The organism is Thermogemmatispora sp. (assembly GCF_019683755.1).
GTDB lineage: Bacteria > Chloroflexota > Ktedonobacteria > Ktedonobacterales > Ktedonobacteraceae > Thermogemmatispora.
In genome coordinates, this window is record NZ_JADGHT010000432.1 from 1 (window position 1) to 3,434 (window position 3,434).

Genomic DNA, 3,434 nt, shown 5'->3' on the forward strand with positions numbered 1-3,434 from the left:
CTTTGCTCGTCCAATAGCTGCGAGCAGGGGCTGATCAGGCGCGTCGACGCTGTACCAAGGCTTCGCGTCCGCTGCACTATTACTATATCACGCCCAGGCTGACAGGCGGGTCAAGCAGCACACCTGGATTGAGCAGCCAGCGAGGGTCAAGCGTCTCCTTAGCAGCACGCAGCACCTCAGCAAAGAGGGCAGGTCGCTCACGATCGTACCAGGGGCGATGATCGCGCCCAACGGCATGATGGTGGGTAATCGTGCCGCCCTGTTCCGTCACAGCACTTAGAGCCACACGCTTGATCTCCCAGAACTGTTCCACGAGGGATGTCTTTCTGCCGAGCGCGCAGAAGGTAAAATAGGCTGCCGCCCCATCAGGATAAACATGCGTCAGACGGCAACTGACCCAGCCAGCCTTGCCCGTGACCTCGTGTATGGCCTGGGCCGTCGCGAGCCGCACCTGTTCGTACAGGTGTGAAAAGCGCTCCCAGGTCACAGCCGTCTCGAAGGTGTCAGAGATGATACCGCGCGCCGTCAAAGCCTCACGATACCAGGGCATGCGCAAGAAACGCTGGCGCCAGCGCCCCGCAGCTCCCTGGCGATGGCCCTCTCCCTCACCGCTTTCGCTCGCTTGCGACTCCACGACCCCGCCATAATCAGCGCACAATTCGAGTGCACGCCGCAGCCAGGGATCAAGCGCATGGTCTGCCGACTCAAAGGTCAGAATCAAAAACGCCTGCGTCCCATTGCCCAGCCCACTGCCCAGGCTCTCCAGCGGATCAAGGAGACGGCAATTGGCAGGATAGAGGCCAGCCTGAGCGATGGTGCGTACAGCCTCCACAGCCTTAGCGAAATCCTCAAAGCACACACTAGCTGAAGCGCGGAAGCGCGGGCGACGTCCAATGCGTACCCAGGCCCGCGTGATCAAGCCCAGGGTACCCTCCGAGCCAAGCCACAGACGCTGTGGATCAGGCCCAGCTCCCGAGGCCGGAAAACGCGGTGAGACAATCACACCACGCGGCGTGACCAGCTCGATGCCCTCGACCAGATCATCGATATGCGTGGCCAGGGTCGCAAAGTGGCCACCGGCGCGTGTGGCGATCCAGCCTCCGAGAGTTGAAAACTCAAAGGACTGCGGAAAGAAACGCAGCGTCCAGCCTCCTGGTCTTAGCTGCTCCTCCAGCACCGGGCCGGCAGCCCCAGCCTCGATCAGCGCCACCTGTGACCGCTCGTCGATCTCTAGCACGCGCTGCATGCGTGTTAAATCAATGGTCAGTACCCGTTCCGCTGCCACCGGCGGCTCGACGCCTCCCACGACGCTGGTCCCCCCACCAAAGGGAATCACCACAATGTCGTTGGCATAGCTCCAGTCGAGCAGAGCTGTGATGTCCTGGATCGCACGCGGATAGGCCACCACATCGGGCGGATGAGAGAAGTCACGCGCAAAGGCACGGGCCGAGTCGGGGAAAGAAGCGCCATAGGCATGGCGCAGGCGCTCATAGGGTTCCGTCGTACAAATGGCCGCCAGCGCAGAGGGGACAGTTAAGCGCGGAGGCCGCAGGTCAATCTCCTCCACTACCGGCGGCGGCGTCACCTCAAATTGATCCACCCCGAAGAAGGCCGCCCAGGTCCCTTCGAGCCAGGTGAGTTCCTCCTCACCGAGGATATCGCCTTCATAGCCCCAGCCCCAGAATTTGCGCCGTTTCGCGCTCACGCTCATACTTCTGCTCCTGACACAAGAACAAGCAAGAGTGACTGGTAGCAAGTGGATCGAATGGACGATCCTGCTTTGGATCGCCCTGCTGTTCCTGATTGTAGCATATCACCTGGCCCGGTCTCCCTCCGCACCAGCTCAGTGCTGCCCCAGGAGCAGCAGCACCAGCAGAATAGCAACCACTGCGAGCAGCAGGCCTATTACCAGCCCGACACCCAATGGTTGGCCCATATTAACGGTCCAACCCACTCCCATGCGCCTTTCTACAAACAGAGCCGGATCATCGCGATTGACGTAGAAGATCCCCGCCTTCCAGTAACGATCGTCGTCGCGTTCTACATAGCTCGTGCGTACGACATAGGTATGCGCAGGTCGGGCCTGAGCAAGGTAGAAGATCATCAGGCCCAGGATAGCCAAAGGAAGGAGCAGCACCCCCACAAACACGATGCCGAATGCTGTTGGCGGAATGACTTGCGTCAGCAGTAAGAGGATCAGGAAAAAGCTCAGATTGACAGCTCCTAGCACCGCAGCCAGCAAATTGCGCAAAGCTTGCTGCTGACGCTGCCGATCAAGGCGGGCCTGCTCTGGATCTGCTGGATCGAGCCGCCGGCTCCTTACAGGCAGCGTGAGCGCCAGTCCGAGAAGCAGTACATTGATCACCAAGGCGAACAGGGAGAATAAGAGCAGTTCCTCTTTTCCACCCCAGCGATCAACTTGACCATTAGGACCAAAATGGAGCGGAATGCGCTCCGGTAGCGCCGGATAGCGCACGACAGTCAGCCCCCAGAGCAGCCCCAAGAGCAGCAGATCCAGTCCCAGCCACACAGGAGAGGGTCGTGCCTGCCGCTCGGGTAGACCCACCTCAACCGCGATGGCCTGGCGCAGACCGCTATACCAGCCTTCACGCTCCTTCACGCGCCGGAGCGTGCGATGCATGAGAGCATAGAGGCAACCAGCAATGACTACCGCTGCTATCACTACGAGGGGCATCAGCCAGAGCTGCCACTCCAGAGGTAGCAGCCGGGCCACTAGTAGCAAGGCCAGCAACTCAATCAGCCCCGCCAATAGCAGCGCGACACGATAGCGCCGCCGAAGCTGCGCAATCACCGGCTCGCCCAGACGCGTCGGCGGGATGCGCACGCCGAAGGCCAGTGTTGGAGAAGCCAGGTTCGGCCAGAGCCAACAGAGTATTTCGATTCCAACGAGCATGATGACATTGAAACAGGTATAGAGAGCTTGCATGGCATGCCTGTCCCTCTTTCTCATTGTGCTATTGACGAGTCCGACCAGGATCAGTCAGAGTAGACAACACGCGCTGGCAGCGCGTCAGAATCTCCTCAGCGGGCAACCCCTGGGCAAGCGCCTCAGCGAGCAGTGTGCGTAGACGGGCTTCCCAGTCCTCAGCCAGTTTCCCTGTCGGCTGAACTACCGCCCCCGTCTTGCGCCGTACCTGAAGGAAGCCTTCACGCTCCAGCAGCTCGTAGGCCTTGTTGACCGTATGCAGGTTGATGCCGAAATCGGCAGCCAGTTGCCGAATCGATGGCAGCCCCGTTCCCGGCAGCAACTCGCCGCGGGCAATGCCTTCGACGATCTGATCGCGAATCTGCTGATAGATGGGCTTCTCACTTTCCGGTTCGATAAAGATCAGCATGGACAGCCCGCCTTGACTATTTGTTATAGTTATTATATAACAGATAGCACAAAGAAGCAAGTTCCCCGATAGCAAGGG

At 59.8% G+C, this 3,434-nt stretch carries 3 protein-coding genes; all 3 read right to left on the reverse strand.

Annotated elements, in window-relative coordinates; translation table 11 throughout:
* Positions 1-82 precede the first annotated feature (82 nt).
* The 3 genes from IRZ24_RS18375 to IRZ24_RS18385 all read right to left on the reverse strand — a co-directional run bounded on the left by IRZ24_RS18375 (position 83) and on the right by IRZ24_RS18385 (position 3,356).
* Positions 83-1,711, reverse strand: coding sequence for an FAD-binding oxidoreductase (locus IRZ24_RS18375; RefSeq protein ID WP_297167554.1), 1,629 nt, complete (start codon positions 1,709-1,711; stop codon positions 83-85).
* 132 nt (positions 1,712-1,843) lie between these two features.
* Positions 1,844-2,947 carry a DUF1648 domain-containing protein gene (locus tag IRZ24_RS18380; protein ID WP_297167557.1) on the reverse strand — a complete coding sequence of 368 codons (1,104 nt, stop codon included), beginning with the start codon at positions 2,945-2,947 and terminating at the stop codon, positions 1,844-1,846.
* Between the two features lie 28 nt (positions 2,948-2,975).
* Positions 2,976-3,356 carry a GntR family transcriptional regulator gene (locus IRZ24_RS18385; RefSeq protein WP_297167560.1) on the reverse strand — a complete coding sequence of 127 codons (381 nt, stop codon included), beginning with the start codon at positions 3,354-3,356 and terminating at the stop codon, positions 2,976-2,978.
* Positions 3,357-3,434: the final 78 nt, after the last annotated feature.

Excerpts from the sequence above, each read along its gene's own strand:
- IRZ24_RS18380 (WP_297167557.1), bottom strand. The coding sequence starts at position 2,947 with ATGCAAGCTCTCTATACCTGTTTCAATGTCATCATGCTCGTTGGAATC.
- IRZ24_RS18375 (WP_297167554.1), bottom strand. The coding sequence starts at position 1,711 with ATGAGCGTGAGCGCGAAACGGCGCAAATTCTGGGGCTGGGGCTATGAA.
- IRZ24_RS18385 (WP_297167560.1), bottom strand. The coding sequence starts at position 3,356 with ATGCTGATCTTTATCGAACCGGAAAGTGAGAAGCCCATCTATCAGCAG.